Origin of the sequence: Pseudomonas triclosanedens, assembly GCF_026686735.1 — a bacterium.
Lineage (GTDB): Bacteria > Pseudomonadota > Gammaproteobacteria > Pseudomonadales > Pseudomonadaceae > Pseudomonas > Pseudomonas triclosanedens.
On record NZ_CP113432.1, the window covers coordinates 1,432,593 to 1,449,801 of the forward strand.

19 protein-coding genes are annotated in these 17,209 nt (G+C 67.2%); 13 read left to right on the forward strand and 6 right to left on the reverse strand.

Annotated elements, in window-relative coordinates:
- Positions 1 to 85: 85 nt before the first annotated feature.
- Positions 86 to 973, reverse strand: coding sequence for a PhzF family phenazine biosynthesis protein (locus tag OU419_RS06780; RefSeq protein WP_254471747.1), 888 nt, complete (start codon positions 971 to 973; stop codon positions 86 to 88).
- Between the two features lie 61 nt (positions 974 to 1,034).
- The gene (locus tag OU419_RS06785; protein WP_024889572.1) at positions 1,035 to 1,694 is read right to left on the reverse strand and encodes a LysE family translocator; all 660 of its coding nucleotides are present in this window, start codon (positions 1,692 to 1,694) and stop codon (positions 1,035 to 1,037) included.
- Between the two features lie 185 nt (positions 1,695 to 1,879).
- On the opposite strand from OU419_RS06785, the gene OU419_RS06790 reads away from it, so the two are divergent.
- The 12 genes from OU419_RS06790 to OU419_RS06845 all read left to right on the forward strand — a co-directional run bounded on the left by OU419_RS06790 (position 1,880) and on the right by OU419_RS06845 (position 12,438).
- Entirely contained in the window at positions 1,880 to 2,491 is a 612-nt protein-coding gene (locus OU419_RS06790; protein WP_024889571.1) for an RBBP9/YdeN family alpha/beta hydrolase, read from the forward strand.
- A gap of 2 nt (positions 2,492 to 2,493) precedes the next feature.
- Positions 2,494 to 2,700, forward strand: a complete 207-nt coding sequence (locus tag OU419_RS06795; RefSeq protein WP_024889570.1) for a DUF1737 domain-containing protein — start codon at positions 2,494 to 2,496, stop codon at positions 2,698 to 2,700.
- Positions 2,701 to 2,713: 13 nt separating this feature from the next.
- Positions 2,714 to 3,349, forward strand: a complete 636-nt coding sequence (locus OU419_RS06800; RefSeq protein WP_024889569.1) for a LysE family translocator — start codon at positions 2,714 to 2,716, stop codon at positions 3,347 to 3,349.
- Positions 3,350 to 3,361: 12 nt separating this feature from the next.
- On the forward strand, positions 3,362 to 4,120 hold the full coding sequence (locus OU419_RS06805; RefSeq protein ID WP_024889568.1) for a sulfite exporter TauE/SafE family protein: 759 nt from the start codon (positions 3,362 to 3,364) through the stop codon (positions 4,118 to 4,120).
- A gap of 214 nt (positions 4,121 to 4,334) precedes the next feature.
- On the forward strand, positions 4,335 to 5,711 hold the full coding sequence (locus OU419_RS06810) for a CoA transferase (RefSeq protein WP_024889567.1): 1,377 nt from the start codon (positions 4,335 to 4,337) through the stop codon (positions 5,709 to 5,711).
- Between the two features lie 44 nt (positions 5,712 to 5,755).
- On the forward strand, positions 5,756 to 6,976 hold the full coding sequence (locus tag OU419_RS06815) for an MFS transporter (RefSeq protein ID WP_081770068.1): 1,221 nt from the start codon (positions 5,756 to 5,758) through the stop codon (positions 6,974 to 6,976).
- Positions 6,963 to 7,556, forward strand: a complete 594-nt coding sequence (locus tag OU419_RS06820) for an AAA family ATPase (protein ID WP_236621746.1) — start codon at positions 6,963 to 6,965, stop codon at positions 7,554 to 7,556. The genes OU419_RS06815 and OU419_RS06820 overlap by 14 nt, the downstream gene beginning before the upstream one ends.
- Before the next feature lie 204 nt (positions 7,557 to 7,760).
- Entirely contained in the window at positions 7,761 to 8,198 is a 438-nt protein-coding gene (locus OU419_RS06825; RefSeq protein WP_024889564.1) for a TIGR03757 family integrating conjugative element protein, read from the forward strand.
- Positions 8,195 to 9,145: a TIGR03756 family integrating conjugative element protein gene (locus tag OU419_RS06830; protein ID WP_024889563.1), complete on the forward strand. Its 951-nt coding sequence runs from the start codon at positions 8,195 to 8,197 to the stop codon at positions 9,143 to 9,145. Before OU419_RS06825 ends, OU419_RS06830 begins: the two co-directional genes overlap by 4 nt.
- Positions 9,146 to 9,156: 11 nt before the next feature.
- Complete coding sequence (locus OU419_RS06835; RefSeq protein WP_009618111.1) at positions 9,157 to 10,554, forward strand: integrating conjugative element protein; 1,398 nt, start codon at positions 9,157 to 9,159, stop codon at positions 10,552 to 10,554.
- On the forward strand, positions 10,551 to 10,901 hold the full coding sequence (locus tag OU419_RS06840; protein ID WP_009618109.1) for a hypothetical protein: 351 nt from the start codon (positions 10,551 to 10,553) through the stop codon (positions 10,899 to 10,901). The genes OU419_RS06835 and OU419_RS06840 overlap by 4 nt, the downstream gene beginning before the upstream one ends.
- A 13-nt stretch (positions 10,902 to 10,914) precedes the next feature.
- Positions 10,915 to 12,438 (forward strand): conjugal transfer protein TraG N-terminal domain-containing protein, encoded by a 1,524-nt coding sequence (locus OU419_RS06845; RefSeq protein ID WP_024889562.1) that lies wholly within the window; start codon positions 10,915 to 10,917, stop codon positions 12,436 to 12,438.
- Between the two features lie 14 nt (positions 12,439 to 12,452).
- Here the strand turns inward: OU419_RS06845 and OU419_RS06850 are convergent, their stop codons facing one another.
- Genes OU419_RS06850 through OU419_RS06860 form a run of 3 tightly spaced genes read right to left on the reverse strand, consistent with a single transcriptional unit; the run spans position 12,453 to position 13,512 of the window.
- Positions 12,453 to 12,824: a DUF3742 family protein gene (locus OU419_RS06850; RefSeq protein ID WP_024889561.1), complete on the reverse strand. Its 372-nt coding sequence runs from the start codon at positions 12,822 to 12,824 to the stop codon at positions 12,453 to 12,455.
- A gap of 56 nt (positions 12,825 to 12,880) precedes the next feature.
- A complete protein-coding gene (locus OU419_RS06855) occupies positions 12,881 to 13,294 on the reverse strand; it encodes a putative toxin-antitoxin system toxin component, PIN family (protein WP_020649368.1) in 414 nt (137 codons plus the stop codon).
- A complete protein-coding gene (locus OU419_RS06860) occupies positions 13,294 to 13,512 on the reverse strand; it encodes an AbrB/MazE/SpoVT family DNA-binding domain-containing protein (RefSeq protein ID WP_021205410.1) in 219 nt (72 codons plus the stop codon). The genes OU419_RS06855 and OU419_RS06860 overlap by 1 nt, the downstream gene beginning before the upstream one ends.
- Before the next feature lie 331 nt (positions 13,513 to 13,843).
- Between OU419_RS06860 and mobH the strand changes: the two genes are divergently transcribed.
- The gene (gene mobH, locus OU419_RS06865; protein ID WP_024889560.1) at positions 13,844 to 15,637 is read left to right on the forward strand and encodes a MobH family relaxase; all 1,794 of its coding nucleotides are present in this window, start codon (positions 13,844 to 13,846) and stop codon (positions 15,635 to 15,637) included.
- 24 nt (positions 15,638 to 15,661) lie between these two features.
- Here the strand turns inward: mobH and pdxR are convergent, their stop codons facing one another.
- Positions 15,662 to 17,185, reverse strand: a complete 1,524-nt coding sequence (gene pdxR / locus OU419_RS06870; protein ID WP_254471746.1) for a MocR-like pyridoxine biosynthesis transcription factor PdxR — start codon at positions 17,183 to 17,185, stop codon at positions 15,662 to 15,664.
- Between the last annotated feature and the right edge of the window lie 24 nt (positions 17,186 to 17,209).

Consider the following 17,209-nt stretch of genomic DNA (forward strand, 5'->3'; position numbering starts at 1 on the left):
GTCGCAGCACAGGCCTTCGTCGGGGACGCCGCGCAGGCGCCATGGTAAGCCATGGGCGACCGAGCGGCTGAACGTGCCGCCGCGTCTACAGATGCAGGGTGCCGCTGGCGACGGTCACGGCCTGGCCTCCGACGCGCACCGTCAGTTCGTCGCCGTTTCGGGTCCATTCGACATGGATCAGGCCGTCGCGTCCCATCTCGATGCCTTGCTCCGCAAGGTAGCCACCCTGGAGAGCCGATGCGTGCCGGTGCCTTGCCAGGAATGCCGCGACACACCCGTTTCCAGACCCGCAGACGGGATCCTCGGCCACGCCTTCGCCTGGCGCGAACGTGCGCAGGCGCAAGCGTACCGGCGCCTCGGCCTCGTGCTCGGCAAAGACGGTCACGCCGACGGCACCCGATGCGCGGCAGCGTTCGGCGATGCGAGGCAGGTCGGGACGCAGCGACGCCAGGGCGGCGACGCTGCGCAGTTCGGCGATCAGCCACGGGATGCCAGTGGAGACGACGTCCACAGGCATCGCGGCCAGCATGTTCGCATCGCAGCCCAGCAGGGCCGACATTTCTCCCGGATCGATGGCCGTGTCGCGGAACTGCGGCATGGCCTGGGTCATCCAGTAGATCGGCGAGCCCTCGGTCGGAACGACTTCGACAGGCACGATGCCGATGCCGCAGGCCTGCCGCAGCAGACTTGCATCGGCCAGGTCGCCACGGTGCGCACGCACCGCGCTCGCAGTGGCGATGGTGGGGTGCCCCGCGAACGGCAACTCGCTGGAGGGCGTGAAGATGCGCACCCGATAGTCGGTGTCGGGCGATTCCGGGGCCAGCACGAAGACCGTCTCGGACAGGTTCATCTCGCGCGCGATCCGCTGCATGGTTCGCGCATCGAGGTCGTCGGCATCGAACACGACGGCAGCCGGGTTGCCCCTGAGCGGCTGGCTCGTGAACACATCGACTTGCAGGAAGGATTTGTTCATCGCTTCTCCAGGTTCGGTCGCACCGCCTGTGCTCGGTTGCGTGCGCGTGGCCGGGGACGAATCACGCGGCCAATGCCTTGGCGCCGCTCGACGGTCTCCACAAAAGAATCCATGCGGCGAATCCGAGGAAACCGATCCCCGCCAGGCGCGTGCAGCGCTGGCGCCAGACGGAGGTGCCCAATGCTCCCCGCACCCGGCTTGCAATGGCGGCATAGCCGGTCAAGGTGGCGCCGCTGAGGATCACGAAGATCGCGGTCAGGCCCATGAACTGAGGGATGAGCGCCTGGTCGGCCCGGATGAACTGGGGGAAGAAGGCGGTGAAGAAGAGGATCGACTTCGGATTGGATGTCGCCACCAGGAATCCCTCCTTCGCCAGCGCGAAGGCCTGCACCGGCCCTGCGTCATGGGCACCGGGGTCCGGCGGCCGTGTGTGTCTGCCCTGCACAAGCAGGCAAAGACCGAGGTACGCCAGATAGGCGGCGCCGGCCAGCCGCAGTGCGGTCATCGCGTGGGCGGAGGCAAGCAGGAACAGGCCGACGCCCCACGCGGCCGCCGCGGAAACCACGAGCAACCCCAACATGTTGCCCAGCGTCGACCACAGGCTCGCGACCACGCCCTGGCGAGCGCCATTGCGCATCGCCAGCAGGATGGCCGGGCCGGGCGTAAGGATGGACAGCCAGGCCGCCAGGACGTAGGAAATCAGGAGCGGGATATCGAACATGGCGAACTCGGGGAGCGTCCTCGTCGGTTGTGAAGGAAGGGCACTTCGACGATAGCCAAGGCCATTCGAGCTGACCATTGAGCTTTTCTCGACGCTTGCTGAGACCTTCTCACTCGGCAATTCGACGCATCGGTCCTAAGGTTTCCAGCCAGACAACCTCACCCCGGATTTCCGCGCACGCCACCATGAGCCACCTTCAGACCGTTCGCCTCTTGATGCTTCCCGGTATCGGCAATTCCGGGCCGGAGCATTGGCAGACGCGCTGGGCGTCGCGCCAGGAGCATGGCCGGCGATTCCAGCCTGCCGACTGGGACAGGCCGGACCTGGCCGACTGGCTGCAGGCACTCGATGCGGCTATCGACGAGTGCGGTGCGCCCGTCGTCTTGGTCGCACACAGCCTTTCGTGCCTGCTCGTCGCGCACTGGGCATCGCGGCCGGGAATCGGAGAAGACATCCAGCATCGGATCGCCCAGGTCCGGGGCGCCTTCCTGGTTGCCGTCCCTGACCCCGGCGCACCGGCGTTTCCAGGCGAGGCGAGCGAGTTCGGCCCGCCACCGACCGAACCCCTGCCGTTTCCCGCACTGGTGGTCGCCAGCAGCGACGACCCCTATGGCTCGCCGGAGCACGCCCGGCGCATGGCCATGGGTTGGGCAGCGGGATGCTTGGAAGTCGGCGCCCTCGGGCATATCAATGCCGCCAGCGGCGTGGGCGACTGGGACACCGGCTGGCATCTGCTGCAGGCATTCGGAGCGGGGCTGCGCGTCCAGATGCCGGCATCGAATCGACCGGGAGCATGAGCATGCGCGCGTACCGCTACCTGACCGGCATCGACGACGCGGCGTTCTGCCACCGCGTCACCGCGGCCCTGAACAGCGGCTGGGAGCTGTATGGCGCGCCGAGCCTGACCTACGACGCGGCGCGTGGCGCAGTGATCTGCGGCCAGGCCATCGTCAAGACCATCGAATCGACGACGTACAGCGAGTCACTGGACTTGTCTGTGCTCTGACGGAGATCCCCCAATGGATGCATCGACTGCGATCCTGGGCTTCACGCTGACGGCGCTGCTGCTCACCTTGACCCCCGGCCTGGACACGGCGCTGGTACTTCGCACGGCCGCTGTGGAAGGGGGGCGCAAGGCGATGAGGGCGGGCGGCGGCATCGTGACCGGCGTGCTGATCTGGGGGCTGATCGCGGCCCTCGGGCTCGGCGCGGTGCTCGCGGTCTCCCGACTCGCCTACACCCTGCTGCAGATCGCGGGCGCGGCCTATCTGCTCTGGCTCGGCTGGAAGCTGATCTCTGGCGCGCTCAAGAGCCGGCCGACGCTGCCCGCAGACGATCCGCCGCTCGTGCGTGGCGAGCGCTGGTTCCTGCGCGGTCTGCTGACGAATCTGCTCAATCCCAAGGTCGGGGTGTTCTACGTGAGCCTCCTGCCACAGTTCGTTCCCGCCGATGTGCCGGTGGTCGCGTTCAGCGTGCTGTTGGCCGGCATCCACGCCGCGATGGGACTGCTCTGGTTCGCCGCACTGGTGCTGGCCACGCGGCCCCTGGCACGCTGGCTGCGCCGGCCCACGGTGATGCGCTCGCTCGATGCGCTCACCGGCCTGGCACTGATGGGGTTTGGCCTGCGTCTGGCCCTGTCCAGGCCGACGAGCTGAGGTGCGAGCGGCATGGACATCGGAACCTTCCTGCTGCTGGCCGGTGCCGGCATGATCGGCGGCATCTGCAATGCGGTGGCCGGCGGCGGCACATTCTTCACCTTTCCCGCGCTGCTGGCTGCCGGCGTACCACCCGTGGCGGCCAACGCCACCAGCGCGGTGTCGATCTGGCCGGGGCATGCGAGCAGTCTGCTCGGCTATCGCAGCGAACTCGGGCGCCACCGCGCCGCGTTGCGGCGCAGCCTGCCCGTGGTCGGTGCCGGTTCGCTGGTGGGCGCCGCACTGTTGGTGTTCACCGGAGATGCACAGTTCAGCCGTCTGGTGCCGTGGCTGATCCTCGTCGCGAACGTTCTGTTCGCCCTGGGGCCCTGGCTGCGCCAGGCCATCGAGCGGCATGCTCGCGGTCAGGTGCCGCACCTGGTGGCGGCGGGGGCGGAGTTCCTGACCGCACTCTATGGCGGCTACTTCGGCGCCGGCCTGGGCATCATCCTGATGGCGATCCTGACCTTGCTGGGTGTGCGCGATGTCCAGGAGGCCAACGCCGTCAAAAATGCGATGGCTACCGTCGTGACCAGTGCCGCGGTGATGCTCTTCGTCGCCACCGGGTCCATCGCCTGGACGCAAGGCAGTGCGGTCCTGCTGGGCGCGATCGTGGGGGGCTATACCGGCGCGCGGTTGGCGCGCTGGATTCCGCCGCTGGCGCTGCGTTGGACGATCGTGGCGACCGGCCTGGCGCTCTCTGCGTACTTCGGGCTGAAGGCGGGCGCATGATGGATCGCTTGCAGCGGGCGCGCGACGCCCACGCCTGTGCGAATACGGCGCTCCCCGGCATCGCCAATGGCGCGCGATGCTGCTTTCCGCGGTCCGCTGCGTTTGCGGACAACGCGGCGCCGACCCTGCCTCCCGCCTGGATCTGCCAACCCGACTCGGCCGACGGGGTAGCGTGTCGATTTAGTTGGCGAACTTTCTGTGAGGAGTCCATTCGATGAATCCACTCGATGCACTGACTGCGCTCTGGTCGCTGGGCGGGCTGCCGCCGCAGGCGCTGGCCGGGATCGCGCTGACGGGCAGCGACCCGGTGTTCCCCTCGTCCTTCGCCGTCGGCACCGCCGCGCAGACCAGCATTGCCGCGGCTGCGCTCGCCGCCTGCGAACTCGGCCATGAGCGGGGTGCTCCGCGCCAGCGTGTCGCCGTGGACATGGCTCACGCCGCCGCCGAATGCACCGGCTGGTTCACGCTCGACGGCCAGGAGCCCGAGCTGTGGGACCCGTTCGCCGGCCTGTACCGCTGCGCCGATGGCTACGTGCGTGTACACACCAACTTCCCGCACCACCGCGATGGCGCGCTGCGCCTGCTGGGCCTGGACCCCGCAACTGCCACACGCGCCGACGCAGAGCAGGCCCTGCGGGGTTGGAAGGCGCTGGACTTCGAGCAGGCCGCGGCCGACCACGCGCTGGTGGCCACGGCGTTGCGCAGCTTCGCCGAGTGGGATGCCACGCCCCAGGGTCAGGCGGTGGCCTCGCAACCCTTGATGACCATCACCCGAATCGCCGATGCGCCACCGCGCGCACTGCCGCCCCTGGCGGCCGATGAGCGGCCGCTCGCCGGCCTGCGCGTGCTCGACCTCACGCGCATCCTGGCCGGCCCCGTCGGTGGGCGGGCGATGGCGTCGTTCGGCGCGGACGTGATGCTGGTCAACTCACCGAACCTGCCCAACATCGCCGCTATTGCCGAAACCAGCCGCGGCAAGCGCTCGGCGCACATCGACCTGCGCAGCGATGCCGGGCGCGAAGCGCTGTGGCAGCTCCTGGAAGACGCCCACGTGTTCTCGCAGGGGTACCGGCCCGGCGGCCTGGCCGCGCTCGGCTTCTCGCCCGAGGCCCTGGCCGCGCGCCGGCCCGGCATCGTCGCCGTGTCGCTGACCGCCTACGGCACGCAAGGGCCCTGGGCCGACCGGCGCGGTTTCGATTCGCTGGTGCAGACGGCAATGGGCTTCAACCACGCCGAGGGCGAGGCGGCGGGCGACGGCAAGCCGCGCGCGCTGCCGATGCAGATCCTCGACCAGGCCAGCGGCTTCCTGATGGCTTTCGGCGCCGCCGCCGCGCTGTGGCGACAGTCGCGCGAAGGGGGAAGCTGGCACGTGCAGGTGTCGCTGGCGCAGACCGGGCACTGGCTGCGCGGGCTGGGGCGCATCGAAGAGGGTCTGCGGGCCGGCAGGCCGGACCTCAGCCCCTGGCTCGCCGACGAAGTCTCCGGCTTCGGCCTGCTGCGCGCCGTGCGCCCCAGCGCGCAAATGGCGCGAACACCGGCCGGCTATGCGCGACCGTCAGTGCCGCCGGGAACGGATCGCCCGAACTGGTGAGAGCTTGTCCGCAAGCCGAGAGTTGATACGGCCGGACCCCTTGAATGAGCAATATCCCAGGTCACCCCGGCGATGCATCGCGTGCCGCACCGATGCCTGCCACGTCAGCCTTGCCCTCCCATCTGCTGTGGACCATTGCCCTGGCGGCGGGCGCATCCGTGGCCAACAGCTACTACAACCAGCCGCTTCTCGGCGAATTGAGCCGGGAGTTCGCGCTCTCTGCGGGGACCGTGACCTGGCTGCCCGTGCTCACCCAGGCGGGCAATGCCCTGGGCGTGCTGTTCCTGGCACCACTGGGTGACCGCCTGGAGCGCAAGTCGCTCATCCTGCGAACGCTGGCGGCGCTGGTGCTCTCCCTGGTGCTGGCAGCCGCGTCCTCCGGCTTCGTTCAATTGGCACTGGCGAGCCTCGCCGTGGGTTTGTGCGCCACCGTGGCGCAACAACTGGTTCCCTTGGCCATCCACCTGGCACCCTCCCACCGCAAGGGGCAGGTGCTCGGCGTGGTGACGGGCGGCATCCTGATCGGCATCCTGGCGGCCCGTGTGGTGAGCGGCTGGATGACCGAGCTTTGGGGCTGGCGGTCCGTCTTCGGCTTTTCTGCGGCACTGATGCTGGTACTGGGCTTTCGGCTGGCATGGACGCTGCCGGTGGTACCACCGTCCTCCGATCTCGGCTATGGACGATTGCTGCTGTCGATGTGGCATTTGGTGCGCAAGCACGCTTCCTTGCGCCAGGCTGTGGCCGTCCAGTTCCTGCTGTTTGCCAGCATGATCGGCTTCTGGGCAACGTTCGCGCTCTGGCTGGAGCGGCCGCCACTGCAGCTCGGCGCGGTATCCGCCGGCCTGTTCGCGCTGGTCGGCGTGTGCGGCGCGTTGGCTGCACCGGCGGCTGGCCGGTTTGCCGACCGACGCGGACATGACGCAGTCGTTCGTGCAGGCGCGGTGGGAACCGCAACGGCATTTGCCGTGCTGTACCTGGGAGGCTCATCGATCCCCGCACTCGTCCTCGGCATCTTCTTGCTCGACGTGGCCGTGCAGTCGGCCCAGGTGGCGAACCAGACCATGGTCTATGCATTGGATGCGGGTGCGCGCAGCCGGCTGAACACCGTGTTCATGGGCACGATGCTGCTCGGCGGGGCCTTCGGCGCTGCTGCATGCGGGTGGGCCTTCACTGCCCATGGATGGGCCGGGGTCTGCGCCTTTGGCATGCTCAGCACCACCATTGCGTGGGGCCTGTCTCTTCGGCTAACCAATGATGACAAGTGAATTGACAAACCGTCTGCTGGTCGAAGAAAACCCTGACATGACGCCGATGCCACCTCAGGTGGTCATATCGGGGTGCTCCGGCGGCGGCAAGTCGACCCTGCTCGGGGAACTGCGGCGGCGTGGTCATGCGACCGTCGCCGAACCCGGGCGGAGGATCATCGCCGAGCAGATTCGACAGGGCGGCAACGCCCTGCCATGGACCGACATGGCGGCCTTTCTGCGCGAGGCGCTGAGCGTCGCCGCCATGGATCTCGAAGGCGCGGCACGGGACGCTGGTCCGGTTTTCTTCGACCGAGGGCTAATCGACGCAGCCGCAGCGCTTCAGCGACTGTTCGGTGTACCTCTGTCGGAAAGCCTGGGCGAATCCCGCCCCTATGGGCGGCTCGTGTTCCTCGCTCCGCCCTGGCCGGACATCTATTGCGCCGACGAGGCGCGGCGGCACGGCTTTCCCGAGGCTGAGGCGGAATACGCCCACCTGGATGCAACCTACCGGGCACTCGGCTACGAAGTCAGGTTGCTTCCGCGCGCCAGTGTGGCCGAACGGGCCGACTTCGTTCTCCAGGCGATTCATCGCCGCTGAAGGCGAGACCGACTTGTGGCGGCCGCCTTGGCTGTCGATCCGAACGCGGCCTTGTCGCAGGCGCACTCGCAGGCACCGTTTGGGGTGATCACGCGATGACAGGGATGGCGAAAACGGGATGAGGCGGTCTCCGGATTGTTTGTCGTGTCGAAGCCGGATTTCGGTTCGACTGTCACCGGATTGGCTTCCCTCCGGTGTTGTCTCATGGACTCTTGCGCTATTCCTCATGCCACTCGCACCCGCCCAGCATGGCTTGCTCCGGGCATTGCCATCCTGACGTTGGCCACCCGCGCCGCCGCAGCGGAAGTATGGGTCGTTACCGACTCGCATCATCCGGTCCTTGGCCAGGCTGACCGACACCTCATCTTGGACGCGGCCGCGGTGCTCGAAGCGGAGCTGGCCGACAACCTGCCCACCGATCCTGAGCGCGCCAGCGCCATCGTCCAGCAACGCCTGAAGCTGGGCGGTACAGACCTGCAGCGAAGGATCGGCACCGCCTACCAGGGCGTTGCCGATGCCTGGAGCCTTGGCGTCGCCAAGGTTCCGGCCATCGTGGTGGATCGCCGATACGTGGTCTATGGCGAGACGGACGTGGCCCGTGCGGTTTCCCGCATCGACCAATACCGGAGGACGCAGCCATGACGAGGCGTCCGTTCGCACCATCCCGGCGCCAGCGGTTGGCCATCGCAGCGCTGTTGCTGGGGTGTTCCGCATCGTCCTTTGCACTGAACACCGCCACCATCGTGACCTCCACCCTGTCGCCGGATTGCCTGGAGTACCGCGTCACCGGCATCTGCTACTGGCTCTATTGCACCTGGACGGGATGCACCGTGCGCACCTCGGTCAAGGTGCGCCACTACATCCCGGATGCCGTGGTGTCGAGCTACTCGAACACCGGCGAGAACCCTTGGGTCGAGGTGCGGGCGATGAGCCTGCCGAACCCGACCGCGAAGGCCGGCGGCGACGGCACCACCAACGAGGATCACGAGAACAACCTGGCGAAGTTCAAGAACGCCGACGTCATCGGCCATCCCGGTGGCCATGTGTTCAGCCAGTTCGCCAGCGCGTCCGGCTACACCTGCGAGGGCGCAGGCACCGCCTTCATGCCCTATCTGCTGAGCACGCTCGACACGCTGGCATGGCGCTACAACATCCCCGAGGCGCTGTATCCGGAAGCACTGATTCCCGGCCGGCGCGAGATCGGCACGCGCACGGCCATGAATCTCTGGGGCAACGTCTATCCGCGTGGCGGCTTCCTGCACCAGGTGGATGACCACAAGGCCGCAGCCGTGGTCGCCCAGCGCGCGGGTGACATCGTGACGCGCCGCAACCAGATCCACGTCTACCAACCGCTGCTCGCCAGTTCGCGCGATGGCTATTGGCCGGCCGGCGCCCTGATGGAAACCGATGCCGCCACGGGCAAGTGGCAGGAGCTGACCCCCACGCTGTCCAGCAGTTGCGCGGTATTCCCCCACGGCAATGCCAAGGTGCAGGCCCGGCAAGGCGACTACGCCTGGGCATTGTGGCGTCCTTATAGCTGCTGCCAGCGCCGCGGCCAGGTGTTCCTCGGCAGCGTCGATTTCCTGTGAGACCCGATGCCATGACGACTTCATTTCCGAGCGCCCGTCGATTTCTGTACGTCGCATTGGCCGTTGTCGCAGCGTTGTGCTACTCCAGCGCCGGGGCGCAGACCAGCGTCAACGAGTACGGCGTCCAGCATCAAGGCAGCGTGATAGGCGACGACGTGCTCTACAGCATTGGGGGCGGCCGCGCGGTGTCCATGAGCGGTGCGGCCAACATGCACTCCATCGGCGTTGGCGTCGGCTGGAACAGCAACCTGATCTGTGGCGACATGAGCATCACCACCACGCTGCAGAACCAGTTGAACGGCATCACCAATGGCTTCCAGGCCATCATGTCCTCGGTGATCCAGAACGCCACCGCTGCCGTGGCGTCGCTGCCCGCCTTGATCATCCAGCGCGCCGATCCAGGGCTGTACAACCTGTTGACCAATGGGGTGCTGCAAGCCAGGCTGGATTTCGATCGCAGCAAGCTGACCTGCCGTGCCATCGCCAATCGCATGGCCGACATGGCGGGTGGGCAGCTCGGCTGGGACCAGCTCGCCGAAGGTATGGCGCTGAAGCAGGCCGTCGCGAGCACCGATGCGGTCTCAGCGATCGACGACGCCGAGGCGAACCGTGGCAACAATGGCGTGCCGTGGGTCGGCGGAGACAACGCTGGCGGCGCGGGCCAACGTCCGGTGCGTGTGGTCGGCGACGTGACCCGCGCCGGCTACAACCTGCTCAATGGCCGTGGCGTCGGCGATGCCAGTTCGATTCCGCAAGCCAGTTGCAGCGGCAACCTGGCATGCCAGACCTGGAGTTCGCCCGATGCCGCCGCAGCCTGGGCCATTCGCGTGCTGGGCGAGCAGGAGCAGCGCACCTGCGATGCATGCACCAAGACCGTCACCACGCCGGGCGTTGGCCTGACCCCGCTGATTCAGGAGGAATACGAGGACAAGCTGCAGGCCCTGCAGGAGCTGGTCGCCGGCAGCCGTCCGACCACGGCGCAGAACCTGCAGGCTGCGAGTAGCGCGTCGCTGCCCATCACCCGTGGCGTGATCGAGGCGCTGCGCGACGAGACGGACCAGGACATCCTGGCTCGGCGCCTGGCCTCGGAGGTTGCGCTGGCCAGCGTGCTGGAGAAGGCGCTGCTGCTGCAACGCACGCTGCTGACCGGGCGCAAGGAGCCCAACGTGGCCGCCAACGAACTGGCCCAGAAGGCCGTCACCCACGAAAGCGACATCCTCGATCGCGAGATTCACAACCTGAAAGCAGAGCTGGAGCTGCGCCGCGAACTGGCCAGCAATTCGCCGATGGCGATCATCCAGCGCCACAGCACCCGCGCCGCCGGTGCGCGTGGCATCTACGAGGGTGACCCAGTGCGCAATCGGGTCGATGAACTGCAGCGGCCGCCGTCTGGCGGAAGCCATCCATGAATACCGTGGGGCGGTGCCTGCGCTGGCTGTCCAGCCGGCGTGCCATCCTGGTGCTGGTGTGGGCGGTGTCGCTGCTGATCGCCGCGACCGCCGTCAATGTGGTCGGCATCCGCATCGCGGGCGGCATCGAGGGCTGGCAGCGCTGGATGGCGGCGCAATCCGGGGCCTTCCTGGCCTGGCGGTTGTTGCTCTACGCCGCCACCGCCTGGGGTTGGCTCTGGATGCGACGTCGCCTGCGCGCGCGGGAACCGGAGCGCGCTGCCGGGCAACGGCTGCTGCGCGCGGAGGTTGCGGCCATCGTCGCCGTGATCGTGCTGGAAGCCAGCCTGCTGATGCAGGCACGGTAGCGCGAGGTTCGCCATGACGCTGTACACCACCGACTACCTGGAGTACTACCTGACGCTGGTGTCCTGGGTGGTCCACAACGGCATCTGGTCGGTGCTGGTCGCCAGCGGCGTGTTCGCCGTCCCGTTCCTGGCGATCGTCATCCAGGAATGGTTGAAGGCCCGCGCGGAAGGCGCGGACGAAGGCAACAAGGGCGTGCTGTCCTCGGCTCGCATCGAGAACCGCGTCTTCGTCGCCATCGTGGTGATCATGTTCGCGGGCATTCCCTTCATCGACGTCGATTTCAACACCATCAAGTACGACCGTTCGCGTTCGACCCAATGCCAAGTAAATGTCCCAGAGCCGACCGATACGGGCTGGTCGCAATCGTTTAGCACGATCAACAACCAGTCGGCCAAGGTGCCGGTGTGGTGGTTCGCCATGCACGCGATCTCGCGCGCGATCACCGGCGCTTCGGTCGCGGCCATTCCTTGCGGCACCGACCTGCGGCAGATCCGCATGGACATCGACGCGACCCGCATCGACGACCCGGTGCTGGCCCAGGAGATCAGCGACTTCACCCGCGACTGCTACGGCCCCGCCCGCGCCAAGCTGTTCATGACCCGGCCCAGCCTGAGCGAGGAGCAGATGCACGACGTCACCTGGATCGGCTCCAGCTACTTCGTCGGCACCGCCGGCTTCTACGACAGCTACCGCTCCAGGACTCCGCGCGATGCCTGGCCGTTCGACGCCACGCGCGACGCCGGCCTAGCCCAGGTGCCCGGCGGGGGCGGCTACCCGACCTGCCGGCAGTGGTGGTCCGACGGCGACCACGGCCTGCGGGCACGACTGCTGGCCCAGGTCGATCCCAGCCTGCTGACGCGACTGGTCGGCTGGGCGGGCTTCCTGAGCCAGTCCGAGGTCAACGACTCGGTGATCCGCGCCGTCGCAAGCCCTCGCCAGCAGAAGCTCAACCAGGGGGCGGTCTACACGGACTACGGTGGCCAGATCGACATGACGCTGCCCAATATCGTCACCCGCGCCGCCAGCGACGTGGGGCTGACCGTCGGATCACTGGGCTATTTCCCGGCGATGGACGTGGTGCGGCAGGCGCTGCCGATGGTGCTGTCCCTGCTCAAGATGGCGCTGGTCATCTGCATCCCGCTGGTGATGCTGACCGGCACCTATGACCTCAAGACCGTGGTCACGGTGAGCGTGGTGCAGTTCGCGCTGTTCTTCACCGAATTCTGGTTTCAGCTCGCCCGCTGGATCGACTCGACGATCCTCGATGCACTCTACGGCTGGGGGTGGGGCTGGAACCGGCCGCACACGAACTTCGATCCGCTGGTGGGCCTCAACAACACCTTCGGAGACATGCTGCTGAACTTCGTGATGGCCACGATGTTTTTGATCTTGCCCACGTTCTGGGTGGCGGCATTGGCCTGGGCTGGTATCCGTGCAGGCAACGTGCTTCAAGGATTGAGTACTGGCACGCGGGATGCCGGACAAGCCGGTGGCAGGGGCGGCGGCTTGATGATCGGTGCGGCCAAGCAGAAATAGCTCCAACCGCCGGTTCAATCGTCTTCGAATCGTGGATCTGGGTCATCGCTGTAGTTGATGGGGTCGTAGGCAAGGCTTTCGCGATGATCCAGCTCTTCGGCCTTGCGTCCGAGGAAATCATCGTCACCTTGCGGCGCTTGCTCCGCCATCCTGGCTGCCACAGCGAGAGCGACCAGCAACAGCGCCGCCCAGACCGAGACATACAGCAACACGCCGAGGGTCGCCAGCTTGACCCCCCAGATCAGCACCGCTGCACCGCCCGCCGGCAGTCCTTGCGCCATCAGCCATTGATGCACCCGACGCTCCGCGCGCAGGCAACCGCCCCATACACCGCCCAGCCAGCGGCCGAGTCGCGCTGCGGTGGTCATGCGTGCGGTGTGCTTCATGGTTGGCTACCTCATGGTCGTTCCACGGTCGTTGGGCAAGGCCGTGCCGGTTTCCTTCATGCCTGCCGCGCCGCGAATGCTTCGGCGGTCATGATCAAGCCGGGAAAGTCCTCTCGCATGGCGAGAATGTCCGCATCCCCCGTGATCAACGCATCCGCCTTGCCGACATGCGCGAGCACCAGGAACACCTGGTCCTTCTTGTCGCGGCAGACCGGCAGGTCTGGCCATGGCGCAGGCAGTTCCACCACATCGGCGTAGGGCAGAAAGTCCGCCAGCAACTCCTGCTGTTCCGAGGTCGACAGCTTGAACTTGGGATAGGCCAGGACGCGCAGGAGTTCACTGGCCGTCTCCCGGCAGACCAGCGGCTGCAACTGCTGGTGCTGCCAGGCGTGGCGTATCCAGGCCAGGCGTCCGGCACTGAAGATCAGCGCCGACAGCACGATGTTGGTGTCGAGGACGACCCTGCGCATCACTGCCGTGCCCAGGCCACGGCATCCTCAACGTCCTGCTCGGTGATCCCGAGTTGCTCCAGCTTCTCGCGCACAGCCTGTGCCTTCTGGACGCGCACGGGGGTCAGGACGATCCGACCGCCCTCGACGGTGACGTCGAAGTACTCCGCCGCATCCACGCCGGACACGGCCGCCTTGGGCAGCGTGATCTGATTTTTCGATGTGAGCTTGGCAAGCATGGGAGGCCTCCATAAGTTTCAAAGGAAATCTTACTTCCTTACTTCATTCTCGACAAGCATGCCTTCGGGCGCAGGGGTTTCAGGGCCTGCTGCGCTTTCAGCGCCGGTTGAAACGGACTGATCTGGTGAAAACACAGTGCCTGTTCCGCTCGATCCTGGAGCGCACCGGCTCCGCATTGATTGCGGCACACGAAGCCGACTGCCCCTATATCAAAGGGCTTGTCGAAGGCCAAAGGGCTGGGGATGGAGCAAGGGAGTGGCCTCAAGGGGAAAGGCCCTACCCGAAAAGGCCAAAAGGCTCCTCCGGCCAGCCCATCACCAGGATGTCGCCATGCTTTCGCTGTTCCAGCGCAAACGGGTGCCGCTGGCCACCGCCGCCGCGCCACCTCCTGCCGAGCCTGCCAAAGGGCTGACGCCACCGCAGTCGGCCGCAGCGCTGCTGGCGGAGCCGCGCCGGCAGCGGCTGCTGGAACACATCTGGCAGCGCACCTCGCTGTCGCGTCGGCAGTTCCGCTCGCTGTACCTCGCGCCGCTGGAGCGCTACGCCGAGCTGGTCCAGCAGTTCCCGGCCTCGGAGGCGTATCACCATGCATGGCCGGGCGGCATGCTGGACCACGGCCTGGAGATCGTGGCCTACGCGCTCAAACTGAGGCAGTCCCACTTGCTTCCGGCCGGCGCCTCGCCCGAGGCCCAGGCCGCGCAAGCCGAGGCCTGGACCGCCGGGACCGCCTACGCCGCGTTGCTGCACGACATTGGCAAGATCGCGGTCGACCTGCACGTCGAGCAGGCCGATGGCCTGGTCTGGCACCCCTGGCACGGGCCGCTGCGGCAGCCGTACCGCTTTCGTTACCGGACGGATCGCGAGTACCGGCTGCATGGCGCCGCCACGGGACTGCTCTACACCCGTGTGCTCGATGCCGGCATCCTCGACTGGCTGAGCGACTACCAGGACCTGTGGTCGGCGCTGCTGTACGTGCTGGCGGGCCAGTACGAGCATGCCGGCACGCTTGGAGAGCTGGTCGTCAAGGCTGACCAGGCATCGGTGGCCCTGGCGCTCGGCGGTGATCCGGCCAGGGCGATGGCGGCGCCGAAGCATGCGTTGCAGCGCAAGCTGCTGGATGGCCTGCGCTACCTGCTGCGCGAGGAATTCAAGCTGAACCAGCCCGGCGGCCCGTCGGATGGATGGCTGACCCCGGAGGCACTCTGGCTCGTCAGCAAGACGGTCAGCGACAAGCTGCGCGCGCACCTCCTGTCGCAGGGCATCGAAGGCATTCCATCGAACAACACCGCCGTCTTCACGGTGCTCCAGGACCATGGGATCGTGCAGCCCGCCCCGGATGGGAAGGCGATCTGGCGGGCCACCGTCACGAGCGGCACCGGCTGGTCGCACAGCTTTACCTTCCTGCGCCTGTCGCCGGCCTTGATCTGGGAGTCCGGCGAGCGTCCCGCACCGTTCGCCGGCACGGTCACGACGGAAGAGGCCCTCCCTGGCGATGAGGCAGCGCCGGCCTCCGCCGGCATCCCGGCCACCTCACCGTCCCCTGGGGTGGCGGATTCCCCGGCCGGGATCGCGGACCCGGTCTCCGATCTGCTGTCGATGCTTGATGCGTCCGACGCAGCCACCACCAGTGCATCGTCCGCCAGCGCGGAACCGCCATCACCATCCGCCGCCGCAACTGCGGTGACTCATTTGTCGCCGACCAGTCCTGCCACCATGCCGGCTCCCACCAAGGCCACGCCGTCCGGGGAAGACTTCATTGCCTGGCTCAAGCAAGGCATCGAATCGCGCAAGCTCATCATCAACGATGCGAACGCACTGGTGCATACCGTCGATGGCACGGCGTACCTGGTCAGCCCCGGCGTTTTCCAGCGCTACGTGCAGGAACATCCGGAGATCCAGGTGCTGGCCCGGCAGGACAATCTGCACGACTGGCAATGGGTGCAGAAGCGCTTCGAGAAGCTGGGACTGCACCGCAAACAGGACAGCGGCCTGAACATCTGGACCTGCGAAGTCACCGGGCCGCGCAAGTCGCGGCGGTTGCACGGCTATCTGTTGGCGACGCCTTCGACATTGTTCGCGGAAGTCCCGCCGGACAACCCCTACCTGTCCCTGACGCGGAGCTAGCAGCACGAAAGGCGCCAGCGCGCCTCATGGTGATCGGCGACACAGCGCACGCAGCACGCTTGCCAGCTTCTTGACAGCGATCTCCAGTTCATGGGGTGCATGGGCAGCAAATCCCATGAGGAAACCGGCCCCATCCCTGCCCGATGCATGGCGGCGCGATGCATGCAGCGCGGTCAGCCCCAGCAGGTCGATGCCGACCCGCCGTGCCGATTCCACCGCCTCGCGCTCGGGAATGTCGCGGATGAACACGCAAGGCATCTGCATCCCGCCAGCGGGCACCCTGGGCTCCACGAAGTCGGCCAGGTGCTGGCGCACCAGCTGCGCCAGCACATCGCGGCGTTCCGCATAGACGGCCCGCATGGTTCGCACATGGGCTCCGAAATGCCCACCCTCGATGAAGCGAGCCAGGGTGAGCTGCGGGATCGGTGCGCTGTGCCCATCCAGCAGGGTGCGGGCCACGGTCATGGGCGACACCAGAGCCTCCGGCAGCACCATGTAGCCGATGCGCAGGCCGGGGAACAGCGACTTGGTGAAGGTGCCGATGTAGATCGTGCGGCCGTGGGGGTCGAGCCCCTGTACGCATGCGGTGGGCTTGCCTTCGTAGTGGAATTCGCTGTCGTAGTCGTCCTCGATGATCCAAGCCTGGTGCTGGCGGGCCCATTCGATGACGGCCAGGCGCCGGTTCAACGCCAGCGTAGCCCCGGTTGGGAACTGGTGCGAGGGCGTCAGGAACACCACCCGGGCGGCATTGCAAGGGGTCTGCGCCTTTGCCAGCAGGTGCGCTATCTGCATGCCTTGGTCATCCATCGGCACGGGCACGCAATCCAACCCGGCGGCGTCAAATGCCTTGCGCGCCCCGTGGTACACGGGGTCTTCGATGAAGATGCGCTCGCCAGCATCGAGCAGCACGGTGGCGCACAGGGTCATGGCCTGTTGGGAACTGGTCAGCACCAGCACGCGCTCGGGTGTGGCCTGCGCGCCTCGTTCGAGGTTGACGTAGGCGGCAATGGCGCGTCGCAACGGCTCCATGCCCTGCGGTGGGCTGTGCAGCAGCGCCAGGGTGCCGTACTCCTTCAACACCTGCCGCTGCAAGCGCTCCCAGGTTGGCAGCGGAAAGCTGCGCGTCTCCGGCACGCCGGGCGCGAAGGGGCGCGACATCAGGAAGTCGCGCACGCCGCCGCCCTGGAGCATGGCATCGCCGCGCCGGCTCAGGCGCAGGGGTGCGTTGCGATCCACGCTCGTGCGCCGTGGTCTGCCGCGCCCGGGCAGCCACCGGGCCTGCTCGGACACGAAGCTGCCACTGCCGACCCGCCGCTCAATGAAACCTTCGGCGTGCAACTGGCCATAGGCCGACTCCACCGTGTCGCGGGACACCCCCAGCGACTTCGCCAACGCGCGCGACGCGGGCAGGGGGCGGCCTACATCGAGCGCGCCATCCAGGATCAACTGGCGAATGGCCCGCTGTACCCGTGCATGCAGGGGCAAGGCGCCGTGCGCGGGGTCGCCGAGCCAGGCTTTGACGGATTCAAGTTGGGCATGCTTGAACAATTGGTAGGTACTTCATCTGGAAAT

Coding starts and splice junctions, on each gene's coding strand:
- OU419_RS06845 (WP_024889562.1), top strand. CDS start 10,915: ATGACGCTGTACACCACCGACTACCTGGAGTACTACCTGACGCTGGTG.
- OU419_RS06830 (WP_024889563.1), top strand. CDS start 8,195: ATGACGAGGCGTCCGTTCGCACCATCCCGGCGCCAGCGGTTGGCCATC.
- OU419_RS06800 (WP_024889569.1), top strand. CDS start 2,714: ATGGATGCATCGACTGCGATCCTGGGCTTCACGCTGACGGCGCTGCTG.
- OU419_RS06820 (WP_236621746.1), top strand. CDS start 6,963: ATGATGACAAGTGAATTGACAAACCGTCTGCTGGTCGAAGAAAACCCT.
- mobH (WP_024889560.1), top strand. CDS start 13,844: ATGCTTTCGCTGTTCCAGCGCAAACGGGTGCCGCTGGCCACCGCCGCC.
- OU419_RS06850 (WP_024889561.1), bottom strand. CDS start 12,824: ATGAAGCACACCGCACGCATGACCACCGCAGCGCGACTCGGCCGCTGG.
- OU419_RS06835 (WP_009618111.1), top strand. CDS start 9,157: ATGACGACTTCATTTCCGAGCGCCCGTCGATTTCTGTACGTCGCATTG.
- OU419_RS06815 (WP_081770068.1), top strand. CDS start 5,756: ATGAGCAATATCCCAGGTCACCCCGGCGATGCATCGCGTGCCGCACCG.
- OU419_RS06860 (WP_021205410.1), bottom strand. CDS start 13,512: ATGCTTGCCAAGCTCACATCGAAAAATCAGATCACGCTGCCCAAGGCG.
- OU419_RS06790 (WP_024889571.1), top strand. CDS start 1,880: ATGAGCCACCTTCAGACCGTTCGCCTCTTGATGCTTCCCGGTATCGGC.
- OU419_RS06810 (WP_024889567.1), top strand. CDS start 4,335: ATGAATCCACTCGATGCACTGACTGCGCTCTGGTCGCTGGGCGGGCTG.
- OU419_RS06825 (WP_024889564.1), top strand. CDS start 7,761: ATGGACTCTTGCGCTATTCCTCATGCCACTCGCACCCGCCCAGCATGG.
- OU419_RS06855 (WP_020649368.1), bottom strand. CDS start 13,294: ATGCGCAGGGTCGTCCTCGACACCAACATCGTGCTGTCGGCGCTGATC.
- OU419_RS06840 (WP_009618109.1), top strand. CDS start 10,551: ATGAATACCGTGGGGCGGTGCCTGCGCTGGCTGTCCAGCCGGCGTGCC.
- OU419_RS06805 (WP_024889568.1), top strand. CDS start 3,362: ATGGACATCGGAACCTTCCTGCTGCTGGCCGGTGCCGGCATGATCGGC.
- OU419_RS06785 (WP_024889572.1), bottom strand. CDS start 1,694: ATGTTCGATATCCCGCTCCTGATTTCCTACGTCCTGGCGGCCTGGCTG.
- OU419_RS06780 (WP_254471747.1), bottom strand. CDS start 973: ATGAACAAATCCTTCCTGCAAGTCGATGTGTTCACGAGCCAGCCGCTC.
- OU419_RS06795 (WP_024889570.1), top strand. CDS start 2,494: ATGCGCGCGTACCGCTACCTGACCGGCATCGACGACGCGGCGTTCTGC.